Source organism: Marivita sp. S6314, from assembly GCF_023015985.1.
Lineage (GTDB): Bacteria > Pseudomonadota > Alphaproteobacteria > Rhodobacterales > Rhodobacteraceae > Marivita.
Genome location: NZ_JALKAO010000002.1, coordinates 411,074 through 432,840, shown reverse-complemented (window position 1 = coordinate 432,840; position 21,767 = coordinate 411,074). Strand labels below are relative to the sequence as shown.

The following is a 21,767-nucleotide window of genomic DNA, read 5'->3' as shown; positions in this document are numbered from 1 at the left end:
GGTAAGGCGTTGTGCGGGCAGAGCAACCGTCCCGGTGTCATAATCCGGTAGGGCAGGTGGGCCTCCCGCGCGGTAAAAGGGTCGCGCGGGATGCGGTGTTTAGCTGGCAGCGTCGATCTTGTCCTGCGTCCTGGTGTCGAAATCGGAGGCATCATGGCGTTCGCGCAATTGCTCGCTTGGATCCCCAAACGCTCTGTTCACCATCCGACCCCGGCGCACCGGGTCGCGGGCGTCGATCAGTTTCGCCCAGCGCATCACATGGGTGTAGCTCTCCACATCCAGGAATTCCGCAGCGTCATAGAGGCGACCCAGGACCAGCCCGCCATACCACGGCCAGATGGCCATATCGGCGATCGTGTAGTCGTCTCCGCTGATATAGGTGGTGTTGGCCAATTGCCGGTCGAGCACGTCCAGCTGGCGCTTGGTTTCCATCGCGAAGCGGTTGATCGGGTATTCCATCGGCTCGGGCGCATAGGCGTAGAAATGGCCGAACCCGCCACCCAGATACGGCGCGCTGCCCATTTGCCAGAACAGCCAGCTGAGCATTTCGGGGCGGTTTTCCTTGGGGCCAAGGAAGGCGTCGAACTTTTCAGCCAGATGCATCAGGATCGCAGCGGATTCGAACACGCGGACCGGTTTTGGGCCTGAACGGTCCATCAGGGCAGGGATCTTGGAGTTCGGATTGATGTCGACAAACCCTGATCCGAATTGATCGCCATCCCCGATATTGATCAGCCACGCGTCATATTCTGCACCTGTGTGCCCGGCGGCCAGCAGTTCTTCGAACATGATGTTGACCTTCACACCGTTCGGTGTGGCAAGGCTATAAAGCTGGAACGGGTGTTTGCCGACCGGAAGCTCTTTGTCATGGGTGGGTCCGGCGATGGGACGGTTGGTGCTGGCGAACTTGCCGCCGTTTTCCTGATCCCATGTCCAGATTTTGGGCGGCGTGTAGCTGTCGGTCATTTGGTGATCCTGATCGGTGATTGCTTGGACCTAACCTAGGGACTGCGTGCCAAACTACCAGTGCGGGGATGCAGATCGGCTGTGCGGACCGGTTAAGCCGGGATCACAGCACGCCGATTTCGGCCAGCGCCCCGGCCAGTTCGGGCGGCAGTGTGTCGTCGTTTTCGCGGGCCTGCCCAAGATCGGGCGGGGCGTCTTCGGGTTTGAGGTAGCGCCAGCCCTGGAACGGGCGTTTGGGCGCGGTGGCGGTGCGGATCAGCGCGGGGTCGAGCAGGATCGCACAGCGCCGGATACCATCGTCTCCGATCATTTCCTCAAGTCCGATGATGCGTTGACGGGCCTGCAGAAAGCCTTTGACCACCCAGTAGATCGAGCCGCCGTTGATCAGCTCTTTTTCCCGTTTGGGCCACATGCGGGTCAGGTGATAGTACTGGCCGTTCAACCGCTGCTTTGAGCGGTTCTTTTGCCAGTCTTCGATCTGTTCCACGCTTTCCGACCCAACCGAAAGCTTGATGAGATGGATTGTGCCTGCCATGGGATGCCCCCTTTTGTGCAAAGCTTAGCTGTGACGCGACGGGGTTCAAGGCATCGTCGGCACATGGGCCTTATTCCGCGGGTTATCCACAGAGTCTTCCCCAGATGGCACCGAATGTGGTACGGTGGATGCCCGCAAAACCTAATTGTTGTTTTTCCAGTTCACGCTATTCTTGCTGTCTGCCCCGCCAAAGGAGTCGCTGTCATGACCCGTTTCACCGCGCCGATCGCTGAACAGATCTGGGATATGAAATACCGTCTGAAAGAGGCGAACGGGACCGTCGTTGATGGCACGGTCGAGGACACCTGGCGGAGGATCGCGCGGGCGCTGGCGTCGGTCGAGGCGGAGCCGCAGGTGTGGGAAGACCGGTTCTACACGGCGCTGGACGATTTCAAATACCTGCCCGCGGGCCGGATCACCGCCGGGGCAGGCACGGCGCGGTCTGTGACACTGTTCAATTGCTTCGTCATGGGCACGATCCCGGACAGCATGGGCGGCATTTTCGAGATGCTGAAAGAGGCCGCGCTGACCATGCAGCAGGGCGGCGGGATCGGGTATGATTTCAGCACCATCCGCCCCAAGGGCGCGGATGTGAAAGGGGTGGCGGCGGATGCCTCTGGTCCGTTGTCGTTCATGGATGTGTGGGACGCGATGTGTCGCACGATCATGTCTGCCGGGTCGCGTCGGGGCGCGATGATGGCGACGATGCGTTGCGATCATCCGGATATCGAGGATTTCATCGGGGCCAAATCGGACGCCGCGCGATTGCGGATGTTCAACCTGTCGGTGCTGGTGACGGATGATTTCATGGACGCGGTCAAGGCGGATGGGTCGTGGGATCTTGTGTTTGACGACAAGGTCTACCGCACCGTGCAGGCGCGGGATCTGTGGAACCGGATCATGAAGGCGACGTATGATTACGCCGAGCCTGGGGTGATCTTTATCGACCGGATCAACCAGTCCAACAATCTGAACTACTGCGAAACGATTGCCGCGACCAACCCGTGTGGTGAACAACCCCTGCCGCCCTATGGCGCGTGTTTGCTGGGGTCGATCAACCTTGCGCGGTTGGTGTCTGACCCGTTCGAAGACGCGGCAGCGCTGGATGAAGACGCGCTGCGGGAACTGGTCGCCACCGCCGTGCGGATGATGGACAACGTGGTCGATGCATCGAACTTTCCGTTGGAGGCGCAGCGCGCAGAGGCGCAGGCCAAGCGTCGGATCGGTTTGGGCGTGACCGGGCTGGCGGATGCTTTGCTCATGCTGGGCTTGCGCTATGGGTCGGACGAGGCGGCGCGACAGACCGAGCGCTGGTTGCACAGCATCGCCCGCGCCGCGTATCTGGCGTCGGTCGATCTGGCAAAGGAGAAAGGCGCCTTTCCGCTGTTTGACGCGGACGCGTTCTTGGCCAGTGGCGCGATGCAAGCGATGGATGATGATGTGCGCGCTGCCATTCGGGAGCACGGCATTCGCAACGCGTTGCTCACCTCGATTGCGCCGACCGGGACGATTTCCTTGTACGCGGGCAACGTTTCGTCGGGGATCGAGCCTGTGTTTGCCTATGCCTACACCCGCAAGGTGTTGCAGAAGGACGGGACGCGGACCGAGGAAGAGGTGGTCGATTACGCGGTTCAGATGTGGCGCGAGAAATTCGGCGACCGGGAGTTGCCCGACTATTTCGTCAACGCCCAGACACTGGCCCCGCTGGAGCATGTGAAGATGCAGGCGGCGGCGCAGAAATGGGTGGATTCGTCGATATCAAAGACGATCAACTGCCCGGAGGACATTTCCTTTGAGGCGTTCAAGGACGTCTACATGGAGGCCTTCGAGACGGGTTGTAAGGGCTGCACGACCTACCGACCGAACGATGTGACAGGGTCGGTTTTGAGCGTGGCGGAGGAGAAGAAGGAGGAAGCGCCCGAGGTTGTTACCACTTCTGAAGAAGAACCGCAGCAGCCGCATGGCGATGTGATCTACATGTCCGAACCGCTCGACCGGCCTCAGGCGCTGGAAGGGCAGACCTACAAGCTGAAATGGCCCGACAGTGAGCATGCGATTTACCTGACCATCAACGACATCATCGTTGGCGGGCACCGGCGTCCGTTCGAGGTGTTCATCAACTCCAAGAACATGGAGCATTTTGCCTGGACCGTGGCTCTGACGCGGATGATTTCGGCGGTGTTCCGGCGCGGTGGGGACGTGTCGTTCGTGGTTGAAGAACTCAAGGCGGTGTTTGATCCGCGCGGCGGCGCTTGGGTGAACGGGAAATATATCCCGTCGATCCTGGCGGCCATTGGTGGGGTGATCGAGCAGCACCTGATTGCCATCGGGTTCCTTGAGGGCGAGGGGATGGGGCTCAAATCCGACCCCAAGGCGCAGGTGATCAATCTTGATACACCGCGTGGCCCGGCCTGTCCGTCTTGTGGCCAGTATGACATGCACATGCAGGAAGGCTGTATGACCTGCGCCTCCTGCGGGCACAGCAAGTGCGGCTGATCCACGACACCTGACAATCGGTATGAAAGAGGATCGCAGGGCGGGCAACGTGCAGATGCGCGTGCGTCGGATCGGGGCAGGTGCATTGTCATTCCTGAAGCGCACCGGTATTTCCGCGGGGCTATGATGTTGCGGCAGGAGGCGCATGCGAGGGGGGCCGTGATCCTGATCACCAATCCGATCAGGAATTGCACAGCCCTGATGACATATCTTTCTCATCGGCTCATTCATTCCGTGTTCAAGACGCTTGGCCCCGAGGTTGATCTCGGGCTAGACCTATCGCGGAGTTGTATGGGCGTTTCACAGGCCACGTTGGCGATCCGCTGACGGTGACCGCAACCTGACCATCGACTTTTACCAATTGGGAGCAAAACATGACACTTCGGAACACAGTAACCGCAACGGCGACGGCGCTTGTCGTCGGATCCTTTGCCATCGGCGCATCGGCTGAAAGCCTGCGTCTGGGCACGGAAGGCGCGTACCCTCCGTTCAACTTCATCGAATCTGATGGCACCATCACCGGGTTCGACGTGGAGATCGGCCTTGAGCTTTGCGCGCGCATCGGCGCGGAATGCGAAGTTGTGGCGCAGGATTGGGACGGAATCATCCCCGGTCTGCTGGCCAACAAGTACGACTTTATCATCGCGTCGATGTTCATCACCGAAGAACGCAAGAAGCAGGTGGATTTCTCGGAACCCTATTACCTTGCCGCGATGACCCATGTGGTGCCCAAAGGATCGGACATCACCGAGTTTTCGAATGACGCGCTGGCCGACAAGGTGATCGGGGCGCAGGCGGGCACCACGCAGGCGGATTTCATCGAAGCGATGTACCCGGATGCGGATATCCGTCTGTATCCGACGCAGGACGAAGTGAACCTTGATATGGCCAGCGGCCGGATCGACATGCAGGTTGGCGACTTCCTTCCGATGCTGGACTGGACCAAGAAATCCGACGATGGCGCGTGCTGTGAACTGTCGGGTGAGCCGATCACCGATCCGGCCTTTGTGGGCGAAGGTGTCGGCATCGCGTTGCGTCAGGAAGATGATGACCTGCGCGAGCGTCTGAACGCGGCTCTCAAGGAAATCCGCGCCGATGGGACCTACAAGACCATCAACGACAAGTATTTCGACGTTGACGTCTACACGATGAAATGATGACGGTCATGCCTCCAGCCAGACTGCAAGCCGATGCTTGACCTTTTCGCATACGGAGATGCGGGCTGGGGGGATGAAATCCTTCAGGGGCTCGCGATCACGATCCAGCTTGCGATCGCGACGCTTCCTGTGGGGCTTGTGCTTGGGTTCATGGCCGCCTTCGCGTCGCTATCGCGACTCTGGCCGCTGCGGGCGCTGGGGTTTGGCTATACGACCGTGATGCGGGGCCTGCCCGAAATCCTGACCTTGTTTGTTGTGTATAACGGGGCAGGGCTGTTGTTGAACATGGCGGTGAAGTGGTGGAATCCAGAGGCCTCCGGCACGGATTTCAGCCCGTTTGCAGCCGGTGTTATCGCGCTTGGTCTGGTGTTCGGGGCCTATGCGGGAGAGGTGCTGCGCGGGGCGTTCCAATCGCTGGACAACGGGCAGGTCGAGGCTGGTCGCGCGATCGGGATGTCAAAATCGCAGATTTTCCGGCGCATCCAACTGCCACAGGTGTGGCGGTTTGCGCTGCCGGGGCTTGGCAATTTGTGGATCAACATGCTTAAGGACACGGCGCTTGTTTCGGTGATCGCGCTGGATGACCTGATGCGCATGACCAAGGTTGCGGTGGGGGTCACCAAGCAACCGTTTACGTTTTATCTGGTGGCGTGCCTTTTGTACTGGGCGATGTGTGTGCTGTCCGAGGTGGTGCTGGCCCGGATGGAGCGTCGGGCCAACCGCGGCGTGCGGAGGGCGGCCTGATGAACCCGATCGAGGTTATCACCGAATACTGGCCGCGCCTTTTGGACGGCACGATCATGACGATCAAGCTGACCTTTCTGGGGGCGTTTATTGCCGCGCTGGTGTCACCGGGTCTGGCGCTGGTGCGGGCCTATTCGAACAGCTTTGCGCAGGCGCCGCTGCGGCTTTACATTTCGTTCATGCGCGGCACGCCGATCCTCGCGCAGCTGTTTCTGATCTACTATGGGTCAGGCCAGTTTCGCCCCATCCTGCAGGAATGGGGTCTTTGGACGTTCTTTCGGGATCCGTTCAACTGCGCGCTGCTGGCGTTTGCGTTGAATTCAACCGCTTACCAGACCGAGATCCTACGCGGTGGTATCATGGGCGTGGCACAGGGGGAGGTCGAAGCGGCGCGCGCCATTGGCATGTCGCGGATCAAGACCCTGAGACGGGTTGTGTTTCCCCATGCCTACAGGATCGCCTGGCCCGCGTTGGGCAATGAAATCATCCTGTTGATGAAGGCCAGCGCCTTGGCCAGTGTTGTTACTGTCTTTGACATCATGGGTCGCACCCGACAGGTGTTTTCCCGCACGTTCGATTTTTCGATCTACCTGTGGGCGGCGATCATCTACCTGTGTATCACGGCGATGTTCGTCATCCTCTGGCGGCAGGCGGAACTTCGGCTTAGCCCGCATATCGAACCGCGCCCGCGCCCCCGAACCGCGATGCAGCCAGCCAAGGAGCCACGGGCATGACCCAGTCGGATATCATTCTCAAGGCCGAGAACATCTGCAAATCCTTTGGCACGGTAGAGGTGCTCAAAGGCATTTCGCTGGATGCGCGCAACCATGATGTGATTTCGATCCTTGGATCGTCCGGGTCGGGCAAATCGACCTTTTTGCGCTGCCTGAACTTTCTGGAAACCCCGACATCGGGCACCGTCACCATACAGGGGGAAGAGGTGTTGGTGCGCGATGGCAAGCCGCAGAACCCGCGCCAGATCGAAAAGATCCGCGCCCGGCTTGGGATGGTGTTTCAGCAGTTCAACCTGTGGACCCATCGCACGGTACTGGAAAACGTGATGGAAGGGCCGGTTCAGGTCAAAGGTGTGAGCAAGGCCGAAGCGCGCGACAAGGCGGACGCGTTGCTGCGGCGCGTCGGGTTGCAGGATCGAATGGAGATGTATCCGTCGCAATTGTCCGGAGGCCAGCAACAGCGCGTCGCGATTGCGCGCGCTTTGGCGATGGATCCCGACGTGATCCTGTTTGATGAGCCGACATCGGCGCTGGATCCCGAACTTGTGGGTGATGTGCTGAAGGTGATGCAGGATTTGGCGGCCGAAGGGCGGACAATGATCGTGGTCACACATGAAATGGGGTTTGCCCGCGAAGTGTCGTCAGAGGTTGTGTTCCTGCATGAAGGCCGCATCGCCGAGCAAGGGCCGCCAGATCAGATGTTCAACTCGCCCCAGACGGATGTATTCAAAAAGTTTATTGCCACGGTGAAATGATGTCCCGTGTATGAAAGACCGCCCATGACGCCCCCTTCCGACCCCCGATCCGGCATCCTGATCGACGCCGCAGAGCTTCGCATCGTCAGCCTTCCGTTGCTGACGCCCTTTGTCATTTCGACCGGCACGATGACGGGAAAGACCTTTCCGTTGCTGGTGTTGAAAGGCGACGGTCTGGAAGGGATTGCCGAAGGCGTCATGGATCCGGCACCGGATTACCTGGAAGAAACCGTGCCGGGGGCGATCGCGTTCTTGCGCGATGTGCTGTTGCCTCAGATCGTGGGCAAACGATTTGCGTCGCCGTACGAACTGGCCGCGATTCTTGATCCTTGGCGCGGCAATCGCATGGCCAAGGCCGTGGTCGAAATGGCGTTCTGGGATCTTTGGGCGAAAAGCCTGAACATCCCTCTCAAATCCGCCTTCGGAGGAGTGCGCGATGCCGTGGATGTGGGCGTCAGCCTTGGCATCGCCCCCATCGAGAAAACGCTGGAGCGTGTCGCAGAGGCGGTGGAGCAGGGCTACAAACGCACCAAGCTGAAGATCGCGCAAGGGCATGATGTGGCGCTTGTGCGCGCCGTGCGCGAGACGTTTCCCGACATCAAGCTGACCGTGGACGCCAACACGGATTATGGTCTTGTTGACCTGCCAACGCTGCGCGATCTGGATGCGTTCGGGCTGGATTACATCGAACAACCGCTGGCCTTTGATGACATTCACGATCACGCACAAGTGCAGGCCGCTTTGAAAACAGCCGTCTGTCTTGATGAAAGCATTCGGACGCCTGTGGATGCGCGCAAGGCATTGGAGGCCCGCGCGACCCGTGTGATCAACATCAAGGTTGGCCGCGTCGGTGGCTTTGCGGCGGCGCGGTCGATCCATGATATCAGCGCGGCCTTTGGCGCGCCGGTCTGGTGCGGCGGGATGCTGGAATCGGGGATTGGACGTGCCCATAATATCCATCTGGCGACGCTCGCGAATTTCACCAAGCCGGGGGATACCTCCAGCTCCAGCCGGTATTTTCAGCGCGATATCGTCAACGAACCGCTGGAGGCGACAAACGGTGAGATGCGGGTCCCGACGCATGGGCCGGGGATCGGGGTCACCCTTGACCGTGATTACCTTGAAACCGTGACGCTCCAGACCGAAGAGGTGCGCGCATGAGGGATCCGCAAGAACCTCCGGTCCTGCGTGAACTGGCGGGTGTCAGCGAATTGAAATATGCCGAAGCCTTCCAGCGGCAGGTCTGGGGCGAGGATGATCCGCCCGACAATTCCGATATCCTGCTGGCCATCCAGCACGAAGGCGGACTTGTGGCCGGGGCCTTTGTCGGCGACCGGATGCTGGGGTTCATTTTCGGATTTCCGACAAGCGATCCAGCGGCGCAGCACTCGCATCGTCTGGCCGTCCATCCCGATAGTCGCGGCATGGGCCTTGGCATCAAGCTCAAGTGGTTTCAGCGCGATTGGTGTCTTGCGCGCGGGATCACCCGCGTGCGGTGGACCTATGACCCGCTGCGCCGCATCAATGCGGGCCTGAACATTGCGCGCCTAGGGGCGGAGTGCAGCACTTATCTGGAAGATTACTACGGTCAGATGGAGGGCATCAACGCGGGTGTTCCGTCCGACAGGCTGATGGCAGACTGGCACCTGACCGCGCCCGGCGTCGTTGCGCGCGCTGAAGGGGCGACGCCGCGCGCGCCTGCCATGGACGGCGGTCAGGTTTTGCGCGTGCGGATTCCGGATGATTTCGAAGCCATGCTGAGCAACGATCTGGCCTGCGCAATTTCCGAACGATTGCGGGTGCGCGATGAGCTTGGCACCGGCTTTGCAGATGGCTATCGCGTGACAGGATTTGACACAGACAGCAACGAATACCTGCTGACGCGCTAGCGGACACCGGATGCGAGCAGGTGCAACCCTGGAACTCAGGCTAAGGCGCAGATGCCCGTCGGCAGGCCGAATCGGACAGCAACTGACATGCCGTGCACGCGGCTTAACGCAGCCAAGCGCCGGAAATGCTGGCGCGAATTCGCCGAGAACTGCTTCATTTGCCTGAACTTTCTGCCAATCACGCTCACGCGACGGTTTCCGTGTGCATCGGTCCTGCGTATACTTGATCGCAGAACACATCAGACCGTCGTGTTCGACCAAGGGGATGCGAGACTATGATACGCTCGGAATTGATCCAGAAGATTGCCGATGACAATCCGCATTTGTATCAACGCGATGTAGAGCGCATCGTGAATACAATCTTCGAAGAAATCATCAATGCGATGGCGCGCGGAGATCGGGTGGAGTTGCGCGGCTTCGGCGCGTTTTCGGTAAAGAAACGGGATGCGCGCGTGGGGCGCAACCCACGCACAGGTGAAGCGGTTGAGGTTGAAGAAAAACACGTGCCGTTCTTTAAGACCGGTAAGCTGCTTCGAGACAGATTGAACGGAAAGTAAAAGATTGATGCGATACATTCGCTATGCGTTTCTTGCGGTGCTGGCCATCGCATTGGTGTCGGTGGCCCTGGCCAATCGGGGTATGGTGACACTCAAACTGTTGCCCTCGGGGCTGTCGGACATGGTCGGGATGAACCGGTCGATTGAACTTCCCATGTTCATCGTGATCTTTGGCGGCATCATTGCCGGTTTGCTGATCGGTTTTGTCTGGGAATGGCTGCGCGAGCACAAGCACCGGGCCGAGGCCGCGCAGAAGCGCGCTGAGGTCAAGAAGCTTGAGCGGGAACTGCGCCGCACGAAAGCAGAGCGAGACAAGGACAAGGACGAGGTTCTTGCGCTTTTGGACGAGGCCAGCTGAGCCGGTCTGATGACATCTGGAGTACGCACCAAGATTTGCGGGCTGACCCGGCCCGAAGACGTCTCTGCTGTGGCCGAGGCCGGGGCCGCGTATTGCGGGTTCGTGTTCTTTCCCAAAAGCCCGCGCAATGTGTCGATTGAAACCGCGCGGGATCTGGCGATTGACGTGCCGGTCGGGATTGCCAAGGTCGCCTTGGTTGTGAACGCGGATGATGCGCTTTTGGATGCCATCACCGCTGCGGTGCCTTTGGACATGTTGCAATTGCACGGTTCCGAAAGCCCCGAACGCGTGTCGCAGGTGCGCGGGCGCTACGGGCTGCCGGTGATGAAAGCGGTGGGCGTCGCGGATGCAGAGGATGTGTCGGCGCTGGACGTTTACGCGGATGTGGCCGACCAACTTCTGGTAGATGCCAAACCGCCCAAGAATGCCACTTTGCCGGGGGGCAATGGCGTATCGTTTGACTGGCGGCTGATTTCAGCGCGGCGTTGGTCCGTGCCGTGGATGCTGGCGGGTGGATTGACGCCTGACAACGTAGCCGACGCGGTCGCGTTGACGGGCGCACGGCAAGTGGATGTGTCGTCCGGCGTGGAATCTGCGCCGGGGGTCAAGGATGCCGAGCTGATCCGGGATTTCGTACAGGCACTACAGGTGCCATCCCTGCGCTAGCGGACGCGTCACCGCGTCCGGCATATTCCGTTGGCGGAAAATGCGGGGGCGCTGCCCCCGGACACCCGAGGTATTTCCGGCAAGAGGAAGATGTCGTCAGGTGTCAATGCCGACCGCGTCGGCGACGGACGCATACCCGTCCCGTTCAAGCAGCGTATCGAGGCCGCGCGCGATCTCTGGCACGAGGCTCAGGCCGTGATAGGTCAGGGCCGAGTATAGCTGCACGGCAGATGCACCGGCGCGGATCTTGGCATAGGCGTCCTCGGCAGATGCGATCCCGCCAACGCCGATGATGGGAAGCTGCCCGCCGGTTTGTCTGTAAAGCAGGGCCAGAACGCGGTTAGATTTTTCGAACAGGGGCACGCCTGACAACCCGCCTTTTTCGTGGGCGTGTGCGGACGTCAATCCATGCCGATCCAGCGTCGTGTTGGTGGCAATGAGACCGTCAATTCCCGAGGCGATTGCAACATCGGCCACATCTGCGATTTCAGCATCGGATAGGTCGGGCGCGATCTTGAGGAACACCGGGAGGGGTGTTCCTAGCGCTGCGCGCGCGTCCATCACGCCGGCCAGCAGCGCCGACAGGGCCTCTTTGCCCTGAAGGTCGCGCAGTTTTTCGGTGTTCGGAGAGCTAACATTGACGGTGGCAAAGTCGATATGCGGACCGCAGGTTGTCAGAACCGTTGCGAAATCGGCAGCGCGGTTGTCGCTGTCTTTGTTTGCGCCAAGGTTCAACCCGATTACGGCGTCGCGTGGCCGGTCCTGAAGTCGGGCGGCAATGCTGTCCATGCCATCATTGTTGAAGCCAAACCGGTTGATCACGGCCCGGTCTTCGGTCAGGCGAAACAGGCGCGGTTTGGGGTTGCCCGGTTGGGGGCGGGGGGTGGCGGCACCGACTTCGAGAAACCCGAACCCCGCCCGCGACAGGGGGCGCAGGGCGATGGCGTTCTTGTCGAACCCGGCGGCCAAACCCACCGGATTGGCCAGCGTCAGCCCCGCGATGTCGGTGCGCAGCCGCGCGCCGGTCACGGTGCCAGCGGTTGGTGCCAGGCCAAGCTGCAAGGCCCGCAAGGCCAGGCCATGTGCCGTTTCGGGATCAAGCCGGTGCAGCAGGCCCAGCCCGGCGCGTTCCAGCGCGCTCATGCCATGTCGTCCGGGAAAACGTGGCCGGATGCGCCCAGCGGCAGCGGTTTCGCCCAGATCATATCCGCGAAGCGCAGCGGTGCGTAGAGGTGCGGAAACAGCGCGCCGCCGCGTGATGGCTCCCAGCGCAGGTCACCGGTGATCGTCGCATCGTCATAGGCCAGCAGCATCAGATCCTCTTCGCCTGCAAAGTGCTTGGTCGCGGTTTCGCGCACCTGCTCTGCGGTGGAGAAATGGATATAGCCGTCAGCCACATCAATCGGCGCGCCCGTGGTTTCGCCCTGGGTTTGCAGCGCAGCCCATTCATCGGCACGAAGGAGTTTGTATATGATCATGCCTGTCCTGTTGCCGCGTTGAAGGGATGGGGTCAAGTCGCCAACATGCTGCATCAACCCGGCTTTGCAGAGCGCCTTTGTGCGATGCGTGGTGCAGGTGACGCAACTGTGCCTTTGACTCTCTGCAACAGAGGGACCACGATCATCCCATAAAAACCGACCGACAGAGAGGGTTCCATGACATATAAACTACTCACAAGTGCTGCTGCATTGGCGTTGAGCGCGGGCGTGGCGCAGGCTGATTATTCGCTCACGATCCTGCACACCAACGATTTCCACGCGCGGTTCGAGCCGATCAGCAAGTATGATTCCGGCTGTTCCGCCGAAGACAACACCGCAGGCGAGTGCTTTGGCGGCTCTGCGCGTTTGATGACGGCGATCAGCGATGCCAAGGCGCGGACCAACAACCACATCCTCGTGGATGGGGGCGACCAGTTCCAGGGCACGCTGTTTTACACCTACTACAAGGGCAAGCTGGCTGCCGAGATGATGAACCAGATGGGCTATACGGCGATGACCGTGGGCAACCACGAATTCGACGATGGCCCCGAAGTTCTGCGCGGGTTTGTCGATTCCGTCGAGTTTCCGGTTCTGATGTCGAACGCCGATATTTCCGGCGAGCCGCTGCTGAGTGACGCGATCCAGAAATCGGTCGTGATCGAACAGGGGGGTGAGAAGATCGGTCTGATTGGCCTGACGCCTCAGGACACCGATGAATTGGCGTCGCCTGGTCCGAACGTGATCTTTACCGATCCTGTTGAGGCGGTGCAGGGCGAGGTGGACCGCCTGACCGCGGAAGGCGTGAACAAGATCGTGGTGCTGAGCCACTCTGGCTACAACACGGATATCCGGGTTGCCGAGAACACGACCGGTGTAGACGTCATTGTCGGCGGGCATTCGAACACGTTGCTGGGCGACATGGAGCGCGCGGTGGGTCCGTACCCGACGATGGTGGGCAACACGGCGATCGTGCAGGCCTATGCCTATGGCAAGTTCCTTGGTGAATTGAACGTCACATTTGACGATGAGGGCAACCTGACCGAAGCGGTAGGCGCACCGATCATCATGGATGCGGCGGTGGCCGAGGATGCGGGTGTCAAGGCGCGGATCACCGAAGCGGCTGCCCCGCTTGAGGAGATCCGCAATCGCGTTGTCGCCTCCGCCGCAGAAGCGATCGAGGGGGACCGGTCGGTCTGTCGCGCGATGGAATGCGCGATGGGCAATCTTGTGGCTGATGCCATGCTGGCGCGTGTCGCTGATCAAGGGGTCGAGGTGGCGATTGCCAATAGCGGTGGTTTGCGCGCCTCGATTGACGCCGGTGATGTGACCATGGGCGAAGTCCTGACCGTTTTGCCGTTCCAGAACACCTTGTCGACCTTTCAGGTGACCGGGGCGCAGCTTGTCGAAGCGTTGGAAAACGGGGTCAGCCAGGTCGAGGATGGTGCCGGGCGTTTCCCGCAGGTTGCGGGCATGACCTTTACCGCTGATCTGACGCAAGAGCCGGGAAGCCGGATTTCGGATGTCATGATCGGTGGCGCAGCTGTCGAAATGGACCGGGTCTATGGCGCGGTCTCGAACAACTACGTGCGCAATGGTGGCGACGGCTACAAGATGTTCCGCGACGCGATGAACGCCTATGACTTTGGCCCGGACCTGGCGGATGTCACGGCCGAATACCTGGCCGAGAATGCGCCCTACCAGCCATATACCGATGGCCGGATCACGTTGAAGAAGTAAACAACCGGCAGGTCGGGCCTTTTGGTCCGACCTGCATACTGTCTATGTGTGGACGTTTTGCCCTGACATTGCCGCATGACGCCATGGCGCAGCTGTTCGCCGCCGCGCCGTCAAACGCTTTGCCGGACATCCCCAATTACAACATCTGCCCGACCAATCAGGTGCATGCGGTGCATGTGATCGACGGGCAACGCCGCTTGGTGGCGATGCGCTGGGGGTTCCTGCCGCATTGGTACAAGGCCGAAAACGGCGGGCCGCTTTTGATCAATGCGCGGGCCGAGACGATTGCCGAAAAGCCTGCCTTCAAAGCGGCGTGCCGCGCGCGGCGGTGTCTGATCCCGGCAACGGGATTTTACGAATGGACAAAGGATCCCGAAGGCAAGCGCTTGCCGTGGTATATCCATCCAACGCGCGGTTCTTTGTTGGCGTTCGCCGGGGTTTGGCAGGATTGGGAGCGCGATGGCGTGACCCACCGGACCTGCGCCATCGTGACGACGCAAGCCAATCCTAAGATGTCAGCGATCCATCACCGCCAGCCCGTGACATTAAATGAAGACCAGTGGGCGCTTTGGCTGGGGGAGGCCGGACATGGCGCAGCGACGCTGATGACGGCGGCAGACGAAGATGCAATGGCCTTTTACCGTGTGAATCCAAAGGTCAATTCGAACCGCGCGGCGGGACCGGACCTGATTGAACCGCTGGAGCCATGACATGGGTTTCGCGGTGCGAAACTTCGGTCTAAACCCTGTGCAACAACCGGGAGGATCGACATGCCATCTGCCAATATCGAAGCCACAGTGATCGCGCTGCGCGACCTTTTGGGAGAGCGCCTGTCCACAAGCCTTCCGATCCGCGATCAGCACAGCCAGGACGAGGCCTACACAACGCCCGCACGCCCGGATGCGGTGGCCTTTCCCGAAACAACCGAAGAGGTTTCGGCCATTCTGCGCTTGTGCTCGCAGCACAAATGCCCGGTTGTGCCCTATGGGATCGGGTCGTCCTTGGAGGGCCATATCGTTCCGGTGCACGGCGGTATTACGATTGATACCAGCCGCATGAACAAGGTTCTGGACATACATGAAAGCGATCTGGATGCGGTTGTGGAGCCGGGTGTGACCCGCACGCAGTTGAATACGGCATTGCGATCAACCGGGTTGATGTTCACGGTCGATCCCGGTGCGGACGCCACGCTGGGCGGCATGGCGGCGACCCGGGCGTCGGGGACGAACACCGTGCGCTATGGGACAATGGCGGACAATGTTCTGGCGCTGGAGGTCGTGTTGCCCGATGGGCAGATCATTCAAACCGGCAATCGCGCGCGGAAATCGGCGTCGGGATATGATCTGACCCATCTGTTCGTCGGCTCTGAAGGTACGTTGGGGATCATCACCAAACTGACGGTGAAACTGCATGGCCAGCCTGAACATATCGCGGCGGCGACCTGTGCCTTTCCCGATATCGCGTCTGCTGTCGACACGGTGATCCTGGCGATCCAGATGGGTCTTCCGATGGCGCGGATTGAGTTGCTGGACGAAATGCAGATGAAAGGGATGAACATCTACAACCCCGATATGGTGATGCCGGAAACACCACATCTGTTTCTTGAATTTCACGGCACGGAAGCCGGTGTTGCGGAACAGGTCGAGAGTTTCTCGGCGCTGGTGTCGGAAAACGGGGGATCGGATTTCGCCTGGGCCAGCAAGACCGAGGATCGCAACCGCCTGTGGAAAGCACGGCACGAGGCGTATTACGCTGGCAAGGCGTTGCGCAAAGGAGCCGAAGGGGTTGTGACCGATTGCTGCGTGCCGATTTCTGCGCTGGCAGAGTGCATTTCCAAAACCAAGGAGATCGTGGCCGCATCTGGCCTGCTGGCCCCGCTGGTCGGGCATGTTGGAGACGGGAATTTCCATCTTTTGTTGCTGGTCGATCCCAAGAGCGACGACGATATGACCCGGGCAAAGCAGGTGTCTGAGCAGGTGAACATGCTGGCGCTTGAATTTGGCGGCACGGTGAGCGGCGAGCACGGCATCGGGTTGGGCAAGCGCAAATACCTGTCGCAGGAGCATGGCGCGGCGTACGGGCTGATGAGCACGCTGAAACGCGCGGTGGACCCGGACAACATCATGAACCCGGGCAAATTGGTGACGTTGAACTGATTGGGCGGTGGCCCGATGCGATGACGCATCGGGTCGTTTCCGTCAACGGAAACGGTCGCAGTCCGGCATCAGCCGGTGTGCAGCAATATCTGCTTCCAGACCGCGACCTCGTCATAGAGCACGAATTCCCGCCGGATCCGTGGGTCCGAGGCAACCAGCGCGCCGTATTCGGCGTGGGCCATCCCCATAACATAGACATCCGCCCCGGTTGGCGCGCCAAACGCGCCCCATCCGTCGTGCCGTCCGTGCAGGCTCCAGCGGAGCGCGGCGCGGGGCGGCATGGAGGGATCCTCGCGGCCGATCATATGGTCGATCCGGAAGGTCGCGTTCGGGAACGCCGCGCGCAGGCCCAGCCAGAACGCGTCCACCTCGGCCCAGCCACGCACGGATGTCAGGCCGGGGTATTCGGCGGCGATGGCGCGGTCATAGGTCTCTGGGATCACGGTGAAATCGGCCGCCATGATCCGCGACAGGGTTTCGGCATAGTGTTCGCCCCAGTCTGATGTATTGCCGCGCCCGTTATAGGGGCCGTCGATGTTTTGTGCCGGGGTGAACGGGCGGGACGCGCGCTCCTGTCCGCCCTCCTGTGCGATCAGGCGGGCCGCGGCATCGCGGGGCGACCATCCCATCTGGCGCACCACGCCGCCATAGTCGCGCACCAGCCATTCATCCGAGATCGTGTTGTCCTTGGCGTAGCAATCCGCAATGGCGCGAAACGTGATGCGTTTGCCGGTGGGATCACCGAAGGGGCCGGGGCCCAGATGGGTGCCCGTGGTATAAACCCGGTGCGACGACAGCATCCCGTCTTCGGGTGTCCCGCTCCAGATCACGTCTTCGCCCAGAAGTTCGCGATCTGGAAATTCGACCAATGTGCCCATGGTTTTGGCAATCACACCCGCATTGCCGCGATAGATCCCAAGCGGCATGCGCAGCACGATGTCGTCGGCGTAATATTGGTGCAGCGTGTGCAGCCCGCGATCTTCCCAGATGTCCTTGGTGCATCCAAGAATGAAATCCGGGAAATCACGAAACCGTGGATCAAATCCCTTCATGGCCAAGCTCCGCAAAAAGATCCCGCCCCATCTGCAAAAGCACATGCGGGATGTCGACAAAGACCCAGTTCTCGGTCAGCAGATCGTCTTCCCGACGCCACCAGTCACAGACACGCATGAACAGGCGTTGCCACTCGGGAGGTTGGCCCAGAAACGGTTTGACCTGCACACAGTTCAAGGACGGCCAACCGCCGGAGCAGACGTAGTCGCCATCTCCGAAACGGGTGAAGTGCTTTGTCATGCTGCCCGGTTTCGATCCGCCGATCCATTCCGAGAATGCCCCCTCGAAGGTGACCTGAAAACCCGCGAAGTTTTCAATGCCGACAAAGCTGCCAAACGCCGCCGGGCCGTACCACATCATGTGTTGGTGCCAATACGGTCGCCAGGCCTCGTCTTCGGTGGCCAGCTTGCCAAGCATCTCCGTGACCAACTGGTACGAGCTTTGCGACCGTGCCGGGTCTGTTTCGTGCCAGATCAAACCGTCTGGTCGGGCGGGGCCGGGCAGGTAACCCGTGTATCCCCGGTCGCGTCCGGGGGTGTCGGTGATCGGCCACTGGTTGGCCGCAATCATCAGTTCGGGAATGTCGAGGAAGATGTAGCTTTCAACGGCCTTGCCGTTTTCCATCCGGTGAAACTCTCCGAAACGTAGATAGGCCAGCGCGTTTGTTGGCTGAATGCCAAGCCACGGACGGGCAAAATGGCCGGTATAGTAACCGGTGCAGGTGACCCAGTCGGTCCCCTCGTAGGCACCGCCAAACGCGATGTAGTCGGTGCGATATAGGTGCTCGAACGCGTCATGGAGCGAGTCGAGAAAGCGATCCACATAAGCCTGTGTGCCGGTGATTTCGTTAAACGGATGCACGATGTTGATCTTGGCGTCTTCGGCGTAATAGCCGTGCACTGCATCGGCAAAGCGCGTGGCCTCGGGATGCCGATACGCATCGCAATAGCGTTTGAGCGCGGCTTTGTTGGCGCGCAGGGTCGGGTGTTGGGTCTGAGACATCATGGCCTCCGGTCAAAGTGCAAGGGACAGGGAGATCAGCCCTTGCTTGGACCGGCCCGCGTGACAGCAAACGGAATGCGCCCCGGACGACGTGCGCGGCTGGCGCTGAGGCGCAGGCGATTGGTCAACGCCTTTGCCTTGAGAGCCGCCGCACATATCCGCCCCATGCGTCTAGCCTTTCACCGCGCCTGCGGTCAGGCCGGACACGATCTGGCGCTGGAAGAACATGATCAGCAAGAACAGTGGCGCGGTTGTCGAGACAACGGCCGCGACCGCGAACATCACGTTGCCCTTGGTCTGCGTTGTGCCAAGGAAGGATGCGATCTTGGGCACCATGGTCTGGTTCTGTTTGTCGAGGATCATCGCCGTCACGGCAAAATCGTTATAGGCCAGCAGGAAGCTGAAGAGACCTGTGGTGATCACACCGGGCCACATGACCGGGATGATCACGTGACGGAATGCCTGAAAGCGCGTGCAGCCGTCCACCATCGCGGATTCGTCCAACTCGGACGGGATGTTCTTGAAGAACGAATGCAACATCCACAGCGTGAAGGGCTGATTGATCGCCACGAGCACGATGATCGCGGTTGGCAGATACCCCCAGATGTTCAGATCGAAAAACACCGGTAGGTAGCCTGACACCAGCGTGATTGGCGGCAGCGCCCGGAAGATCAGCGCGATGAGCAGGAACCAGAACGCGTAGCGATAGGTGGAGCGGGCGAGGGCGTAGCCCCCCAGCGTGCCCAGTGTCAAAGAGACCGACACCACAAAGAGGCAGACCAGCGTGGAATTCCACGCCGCGCGCCAGAACTCTTCCTGTACCCAGGCACCGTAATAGCCCTGACCGGTGAACGCATCCCCGGTTTCGGCAATCGTGCGTTCGCCGGTCAGAGAGTTGGTCCAGTTCGTGAGCGAGAAGAAATCCGCCTCAACTTTGAACGAGCCCCAGAGCGTCCAGAAGAACGGGAAGGCGGCGGCGATCATCCAAATGACCAGCGTCGCGATCAGAACGATCTGAAGGGCGAGGGGACGTTTTTGTGCTTTGCTTGCCATGTATCTCGTCCCCTTAAGCTTTGCCGTAGCTGCGATAGGTCCGCACAAGGACCGGTGACAAAAGAATGGCCACGCCAATCACCGTCAGCACCGAGGTGGCCGCTGCCGATGACAATTGCTGTGTCTCCCCTCCCAAGTCGTTGAAGATGGCCCAACTGAGCGAGGTTGCGTGCGCTTGCGCGTTGAAACTGATGATCGGTTCGAAGACCCGGAAGTTGTCCATCAACTGGATCAGCGCAATGAACGTGGTCAAAGGCAGCAGATGCGGGATCACCACGTGCCGGATCTGTTGCCAGCGGGTCGCCCCGTCGATGCGGGCGGCTTCCAGCGTGTCCTGGCTGACCGTTTGCAGGCCTGCGTAGTAGACGATGAAGGCAAACGGGGCGGAGGACCACACACCGTACACCATCAGCATGCTCCACATCAGGCCGGTGTCGGCCTTGACCGACAGGCCGGGATCATCCGCCAGCCATCTGAGCGCCGTGCCAATCACGCCGCGCGCGTCGACCATCCAGAACAGGATCAGGCCACCGATGAGGGGTGTCACGATGTTCGGCAGCAGCGTGAAAAAGATCAGAGGTCCGCGCAGCGTCCGCGCGGCGCTGTTCACCGCGACGGCGATGATAAAACCGAACACAATCGTAAGGGGCGTGACGATAAACGTGTAGGTGAGCGTAAATCCAAGCGCCTTGTAGAACGGCAGGTTCATCAGATCGCTGACAAAGCCGCCCAGGCTTTCCCGGTCCGCCCAGAGTTGGGCAAATTCGTTCACCGCCAAGTGGTTGCGGTCTTTGTAAACGTCGAGCCCGGCAAACTGCCCCAAAGGTTCCGCTTCGCGCAGTTCGGCGGTCGCTTCCTGGTCAATGGCGGTGGCGGTTGTACAGCCGAACGGGCCGCAGTTTTCGACCTCGATGATCACCTGTTCATGCGCAACGTGGAACGATTGAACGATGATGGACACGGTTGGAAAGAAAATGAACAAAAGCATCGCGGCGGCGGACGGAAGCGTAAACCAGAAGAAAGCGGTGTGTTTCATGGGATCACCTGCGAGCTTGCAAAAAACGGATCAAAACAAACAGGGGCGGCCCGTGCCGCCCCTGTTCCTGTCGGCTTAGTTCACGAAGCCTTTTTCCTTGGCAGCAGCGATGTAGGCCGCTTCGATGTCTGCCAATGTCTGTTCCGCGCTTTCCTTGCCCTGCAGGAAATCCGCGATGTTGTCGCCAAGCGCTGTGTGCAGAAGGCCGTGCTGGGGCAGCATCGGGTAGGGCGTGGTGCCCATCGAGATCGCTGCAAACACGCCGTCATTTACGGCAGCGGGTGTGTAGCCTTCGATCATCCAGACCGCCTGGCCCATCGTCTCGTCATTCAGGATCGCAGGGCTGATGGCATGAGACATGGCCTTGAACGTGGCTTCCGCGTCTTCGTCACTGATGTTCTTGGCGATGGTCCAGCCATCCCACCACAGTGTCGATGCCGGTTTGTCGCCACCGCCGACGGTCAGTGGCGCGCCAACCATCGTGTTTTCGTAGACTTGCGGCGTGGAGCCTTCGGCGTCCATGAGACGACCCGAGCGGGACCCCCACATGTGCATCAGCGCAACATTGCCCGCTTCCCATTCCGCGCTTGTCGCGTTGGAATCGTGGGTGAGGTAGTCAGGGTTCATGTATTCCGACAGCGCCTTGAGCATCTCAAGCGTTGCGACACCCTGTTCGTTGTTGATCGAAACATTGGCTGTTCCGGGCTCGTAGAACGACCCGCCATGCCCAAGATACATGTTGGTGAATTCCTGCGCGAGGTTCCATCCCGCCGCGTAGGGCCCGCCCAGCGGGTTTGCGAGGATCCCCTGCTCGCGGATCATCTTGGCCGCTGCCAGCATGTCCTCGTAGGACTTGGGTGGCTCTATGCCGATCTGGTCCAGAATGTCCTTGCGATAGAGCAGATGCTGCGCGTTCGCCATAAACGCCACCGCCATCACGTTGCCGTTGATGGTGATCAGCTGGTTTTTCGGAATGTTCTGACCGTGCGCCGCAATAAGATCATCCAGCGGGCGGATGACGTCTTCGTTGATCAGCGCCACGATGGACGAGTTCGCCACGATCGCCGTTGTGTATTCCGCCGGATCGCCCTGCATCCCCGCCAGATTGATCTTCTGGTGGTCCGCAGTCAGGTTTGCTTTGGCCTCCGTCAGACCATCGCAAGACTGCGCCGCGGCCCCCACGGTCTGGATCGCCGGGAATTCGTTGCCGACAATGCTGAGACGGCCTTCCGAGATGCCGCAATCGGCTGCCATCGCGGTCGTTGCACTCGCCGTGACGAGGAACGAGCCCGCCATCAAAATTTTTTTGAGGTTCATTATTTTGGTCTCCCTGTGTGTTCGGGTGCGTCTTGCAAGCCCGCACCGCTGTATCCCGGTTGTCCGGGAATTTCTGTG

At 60.2% G+C, this 21,767-nt stretch carries 23 protein-coding genes; 14 read left to right on the top strand and 9 right to left on the bottom strand.

Going from position 1 to position 21,767, the window contains the following annotated elements; translation table 11 throughout:
- Nucleotides 1–99 precede the first annotated feature (99 nt).
- Together yghU and MWU54_RS06610 are read right to left on the bottom strand one after the other, a co-directional pair.
- Nucleotides 100–966, bottom strand: coding sequence for a glutathione-dependent disulfide-bond oxidoreductase (yghU, locus tag MWU54_RS06615; protein WP_247081605.1), 867 nt, complete (start codon nt 964–966; stop codon nt 100–102).
- A 103-nt stretch (nt 967–1,069) separates the two neighbouring features.
- On the bottom strand, nt 1,070–1,501 hold the full coding sequence (locus tag MWU54_RS06610) for a DUF1489 domain-containing protein (RefSeq protein WP_247081604.1): 432 nt from the start codon (nt 1,499–1,501) through the stop codon (nt 1,070–1,072).
- A gap of 204 nt (nt 1,502–1,705) precedes the next feature.
- Between MWU54_RS06610 and MWU54_RS06605 the strand changes: the two genes are divergently transcribed.
- The 11 genes from MWU54_RS06605 (at nt 1,706) to MWU54_RS06560 (ending at nt 10,857) form a co-directional block, all read left to right on the top strand.
- Nucleotides 1,706–3,997 carry an adenosylcobalamin-dependent ribonucleoside-diphosphate reductase gene (locus MWU54_RS06605; RefSeq protein ID WP_247081603.1) on the top strand — a complete coding sequence of 764 codons (2,292 nt, stop codon included), beginning with the start codon at nt 1,706–1,708 and terminating at the stop codon, nt 3,995–3,997.
- A gap of 201 nt (nt 3,998–4,198) precedes the next feature.
- Nucleotides 4,199–4,324, top strand: coding sequence for a hypothetical protein (locus MWU54_RS18720; RefSeq protein WP_281495994.1), 126 nt, complete (start codon nt 4,199–4,201; stop codon nt 4,322–4,324).
- 47 nt (nt 4,325–4,371) lie between these two features.
- Nucleotides 4,372–5,154, top strand: coding sequence for an ABC transporter substrate-binding protein (locus tag MWU54_RS06600; RefSeq protein ID WP_247081602.1), 783 nt, complete (start codon nt 4,372–4,374; stop codon nt 5,152–5,154).
- 33 nt (nt 5,155–5,187) lie between these two features.
- Nucleotides 5,188–5,898: an ABC transporter permease gene (locus MWU54_RS06595; protein WP_247081601.1), complete on the top strand. Its 711-nt coding sequence runs from the start codon at nt 5,188–5,190 to the stop codon at nt 5,896–5,898.
- On the top strand, nt 5,898–6,632 hold the full coding sequence (locus MWU54_RS06590; RefSeq protein ID WP_247081600.1) for an ABC transporter permease: 735 nt from the start codon (nt 5,898–5,900) through the stop codon (nt 6,630–6,632). The genes MWU54_RS06595 and MWU54_RS06590 overlap by 1 nt, the downstream gene beginning before the upstream one ends.
- A complete protein-coding gene (locus MWU54_RS06585) occupies nt 6,629–7,387 on the top strand; it encodes an ATP-binding cassette domain-containing protein (RefSeq protein ID WP_247081599.1) in 759 nt (252 codons plus the stop codon). Before MWU54_RS06590 ends, MWU54_RS06585 begins: the two co-directional genes overlap by 4 nt.
- 24 nt (nt 7,388–7,411) lie before the next feature.
- Nucleotides 7,412–8,548: an o-succinylbenzoate synthase gene (gene menC / locus MWU54_RS06580; RefSeq protein ID WP_247081598.1), complete on the top strand. Its 1,137-nt coding sequence runs from the start codon at nt 7,412–7,414 to the stop codon at nt 8,546–8,548.
- Nucleotides 8,545–9,276, top strand: coding sequence for a GNAT family N-acetyltransferase (locus MWU54_RS06575; RefSeq protein WP_247081597.1), 732 nt, complete (start codon nt 8,545–8,547; stop codon nt 9,274–9,276). Before menC ends, MWU54_RS06575 begins: the two co-directional genes overlap by 4 nt.
- Before the next feature lie 275 nt (nt 9,277–9,551).
- Nucleotides 9,552–9,833 carry an integration host factor subunit beta gene (gene ihfB, locus MWU54_RS06570; RefSeq protein WP_247081596.1) on the top strand — a complete coding sequence of 94 codons (282 nt, stop codon included), beginning with the start codon at nt 9,552–9,554 and terminating at the stop codon, nt 9,831–9,833.
- Nucleotides 9,834–9,840: 7 nt separating this feature from the next.
- The gene (locus MWU54_RS06565) at nt 9,841–10,191 is read left to right on the top strand and encodes a LapA family protein (RefSeq protein WP_247081595.1); all 351 of its coding nucleotides are present in this window, start codon (nt 9,841–9,843) and stop codon (nt 10,189–10,191) included.
- A 9-nt stretch (nt 10,192–10,200) separates the two neighbouring features.
- Nucleotides 10,201–10,857, top strand: a complete 657-nt coding sequence (locus MWU54_RS06560; RefSeq protein WP_247081594.1) for a phosphoribosylanthranilate isomerase — start codon at nt 10,201–10,203, stop codon at nt 10,855–10,857.
- Between the two features lie 96 nt (nt 10,858–10,953).
- Here the strand turns inward: MWU54_RS06560 and MWU54_RS06555 are convergent, their stop codons facing one another.
- Both MWU54_RS06555 and MWU54_RS06550 read right to left on the bottom strand, forming a co-directional pair.
- The gene (locus tag MWU54_RS06555; protein ID WP_247081593.1) at nt 10,954–12,000 is read right to left on the bottom strand and encodes a quinone-dependent dihydroorotate dehydrogenase; all 1,047 of its coding nucleotides are present in this window, start codon (nt 11,998–12,000) and stop codon (nt 10,954–10,956) included.
- Nucleotides 11,997–12,335, bottom strand: coding sequence for a DUF952 domain-containing protein (locus MWU54_RS06550; protein WP_247081592.1), 339 nt, complete (start codon nt 12,333–12,335; stop codon nt 11,997–11,999). Before MWU54_RS06550 ends, MWU54_RS06555 begins: the two co-directional genes overlap by 4 nt.
- 177 nt (nt 12,336–12,512) lie before the next feature.
- Here MWU54_RS06550 and MWU54_RS06545 point away from each other — a divergent pair, with 177 nt between their 5' ends.
- From MWU54_RS06545 to MWU54_RS06535, 3 genes are read left to right on the top strand one after another with little or no spacing between them, the layout of a single operon-like run.
- Nucleotides 12,513–14,072: a bifunctional metallophosphatase/5'-nucleotidase gene (locus MWU54_RS06545; RefSeq protein ID WP_247081591.1), complete on the top strand. Its 1,560-nt coding sequence runs from the start codon at nt 12,513–12,515 to the stop codon at nt 14,070–14,072.
- 44 nt (nt 14,073–14,116) lie between these two features.
- A complete protein-coding gene (locus MWU54_RS06540) occupies nt 14,117–14,782 on the top strand; it encodes an SOS response-associated peptidase (RefSeq protein WP_247081590.1) in 666 nt (221 codons plus the stop codon).
- Nucleotides 14,783–14,842: 60 nt separating this feature from the next.
- On the top strand, nt 14,843–16,228 hold the full coding sequence (locus tag MWU54_RS06535) for an FAD-linked oxidase C-terminal domain-containing protein (RefSeq protein ID WP_247081589.1): 1,386 nt from the start codon (nt 14,843–14,845) through the stop codon (nt 16,226–16,228).
- Between the two features lie 68 nt (nt 16,229–16,296).
- Here the strand turns inward: MWU54_RS06535 and MWU54_RS06530 are convergent, their stop codons facing one another.
- The 5 genes from MWU54_RS06530 to MWU54_RS06510 form a co-directional block, all read right to left on the bottom strand.
- Nucleotides 16,297–17,280: an ester cyclase gene (locus MWU54_RS06530; protein ID WP_247081588.1), complete on the bottom strand. Its 984-nt coding sequence runs from the start codon at nt 17,278–17,280 to the stop codon at nt 16,297–16,299.
- Nucleotides 17,267–18,283 (bottom strand): ester cyclase, encoded by a 1,017-nt coding sequence (locus MWU54_RS06525; protein ID WP_247081587.1) that lies wholly within the window; start codon nt 18,281–18,283, stop codon nt 17,267–17,269. The genes MWU54_RS06530 and MWU54_RS06525 overlap by 14 nt, the downstream gene beginning before the upstream one ends.
- A 171-nt stretch (nt 18,284–18,454) precedes the next feature.
- Nucleotides 18,455–19,336, bottom strand: a complete 882-nt coding sequence (locus MWU54_RS06520) for a carbohydrate ABC transporter permease (RefSeq protein ID WP_247081586.1) — start codon at nt 19,334–19,336, stop codon at nt 18,455–18,457.
- A gap of 13 nt (nt 19,337–19,349) precedes the next feature.
- Nucleotides 19,350–20,372 (bottom strand): sugar ABC transporter permease, encoded by a 1,023-nt coding sequence (locus tag MWU54_RS06515; protein WP_247081585.1) that lies wholly within the window; start codon nt 20,370–20,372, stop codon nt 19,350–19,352.
- Nucleotides 20,373–20,447: 75 nt separating this feature from the next.
- Nucleotides 20,448–21,689, bottom strand: coding sequence for an extracellular solute-binding protein (locus MWU54_RS06510; RefSeq protein WP_247081584.1), 1,242 nt, complete (start codon nt 21,687–21,689; stop codon nt 20,448–20,450).
- Between the last annotated feature and the right edge of the window lie 78 nt (nt 21,690–21,767).

Excerpts from the sequence above, each read along its gene's own strand:
- menC (WP_247081598.1), top strand. The coding sequence starts at position 7,412 with ATGACGCCCCCTTCCGACCCCCGATCCGGCATCCTGATCGACGCCGCA.
- MWU54_RS06525 (WP_247081587.1), bottom strand. The coding sequence starts at position 18,283 with ATGTCTCAGACCCAACACCCGACCCTGCGCGCCAACAAAGCCGCGCTC.
- MWU54_RS06535 (WP_247081589.1), top strand. The coding sequence starts at position 14,843 with ATGCCATCTGCCAATATCGAAGCCACAGTGATCGCGCTGCGCGACCTT.
- MWU54_RS06575 (WP_247081597.1), top strand. The coding sequence starts at position 8,545 with ATGAGGGATCCGCAAGAACCTCCGGTCCTGCGTGAACTGGCGGGTGTC.
- MWU54_RS06545 (WP_247081591.1), top strand. The coding sequence starts at position 12,513 with ATGACATATAAACTACTCACAAGTGCTGCTGCATTGGCGTTGAGCGCG.
- MWU54_RS06510 (WP_247081584.1), bottom strand. The coding sequence starts at position 21,689 with ATGAACCTCAAAAAAATTTTGATGGCGGGCTCGTTCCTCGTCACGGCG.
- MWU54_RS06560 (WP_247081594.1), top strand. The coding sequence starts at position 10,201 with ATGACATCTGGAGTACGCACCAAGATTTGCGGGCTGACCCGGCCCGAA.
- MWU54_RS06515 (WP_247081585.1), bottom strand. The coding sequence starts at position 20,372 with ATGAAACACACCGCTTTCTTCTGGTTTACGCTTCCGTCCGCCGCCGCG.
- MWU54_RS06590 (WP_247081600.1), top strand. The coding sequence starts at position 5,898 with ATGAACCCGATCGAGGTTATCACCGAATACTGGCCGCGCCTTTTGGAC.
- MWU54_RS06530 (WP_247081588.1), bottom strand. The coding sequence starts at position 17,280 with ATGAAGGGATTTGATCCACGGTTTCGTGATTTCCCGGATTTCATTCTT.
- ihfB (WP_247081596.1), top strand. The coding sequence starts at position 9,552 with ATGATACGCTCGGAATTGATCCAGAAGATTGCCGATGACAATCCGCAT.
- MWU54_RS06565 (WP_247081595.1), top strand. The coding sequence starts at position 9,841 with ATGCGATACATTCGCTATGCGTTTCTTGCGGTGCTGGCCATCGCATTG.
- yghU (WP_247081605.1), bottom strand. The coding sequence starts at position 966 with ATGACCGACAGCTACACGCCGCCCAAAATCTGGACATGGGATCAGGAA.
- MWU54_RS06610 (WP_247081604.1), bottom strand. The coding sequence starts at position 1,501 with ATGGCAGGCACAATCCATCTCATCAAGCTTTCGGTTGGGTCGGAAAGC.
- MWU54_RS06520 (WP_247081586.1), bottom strand. The coding sequence starts at position 19,336 with ATGGCAAGCAAAGCACAAAAACGTCCCCTCGCCCTTCAGATCGTTCTG.
- MWU54_RS06540 (WP_247081590.1), top strand. The coding sequence starts at position 14,117 with ATGTGTGGACGTTTTGCCCTGACATTGCCGCATGACGCCATGGCGCAG.
- MWU54_RS06595 (WP_247081601.1), top strand. The coding sequence starts at position 5,188 with ATGCTTGACCTTTTCGCATACGGAGATGCGGGCTGGGGGGATGAAATC.
- MWU54_RS06605 (WP_247081603.1), top strand. The coding sequence starts at position 1,706 with ATGACCCGTTTCACCGCGCCGATCGCTGAACAGATCTGGGATATGAAA.
- MWU54_RS06555 (WP_247081593.1), bottom strand. The coding sequence starts at position 12,000 with ATGAGCGCGCTGGAACGCGCCGGGCTGGGCCTGCTGCACCGGCTTGAT.
- MWU54_RS06585 (WP_247081599.1), top strand. The coding sequence starts at position 6,629 with ATGACCCAGTCGGATATCATTCTCAAGGCCGAGAACATCTGCAAATCC.
- MWU54_RS18720 (WP_281495994.1), top strand. The coding sequence starts at position 4,199 with ATGACATATCTTTCTCATCGGCTCATTCATTCCGTGTTCAAGACGCTT.
- MWU54_RS06600 (WP_247081602.1), top strand. The coding sequence starts at position 4,372 with ATGACACTTCGGAACACAGTAACCGCAACGGCGACGGCGCTTGTCGTC.
- MWU54_RS06550 (WP_247081592.1), bottom strand. The coding sequence starts at position 12,335 with ATGATCATATACAAACTCCTTCGTGCCGATGAATGGGCTGCGCTGCAA.